Genomic DNA, 391 nt, shown 5'->3' on the forward strand with positions numbered 1-391 from the left:
AACGGCGTCCGGGTCCCCGAGCGGGTCTGCCAAGGCCGCCAGGCTCTCGGGCACCGGGCCGTCGGGGAGCTTGACCAGCTCGACCAACGTCGCGTCGGCGGTCTGGGCGCTGGGCATGAGCCGTGCGGCCAGGTCGGCCGTCAGCGGTTGCCAGGGGCCGGCCGGAAGAACGGACCCTGACTCATACTCCGCCTCAGCGGCGGTGATGCGGACCCCGGTGGTCTCGCAGCGGGCGATGAGGGCGGCGGGGTCGGTGTGGGCGATGGCGAGGTTCAATCCGGGCTCCTCCCGGTTCGGGTCACCGGCGCTGGTTCCTGGTGTCGCCGAAGGTCACGTCCAGCTCCGCGATCAGGGCTTCGGCGAGCTCGGCCTGCTGAGCCCGATCGATGAT

General features: G+C 71.9%; 1 protein-coding gene. It reads right to left on the reverse strand.

Translation table 11 applies throughout. The features are described 5' to 3' along the window. Positions 1–276: hypothetical protein (locus tag C7C46_RS33450; RefSeq protein WP_146259337.1), on the reverse strand; the 276-nt coding region annotated here is incomplete at its 3' end. Between the last annotated feature and the right edge of the window lie 115 nt (positions 277–391).

Source organism: Streptomyces tateyamensis (assembly GCF_003205575.1).
GTDB classification, from domain to species: domain Bacteria; phylum Actinomycetota; class Actinomycetes; order Streptomycetales; family Streptomycetaceae; genus Kitasatospora; species Kitasatospora tateyamensis.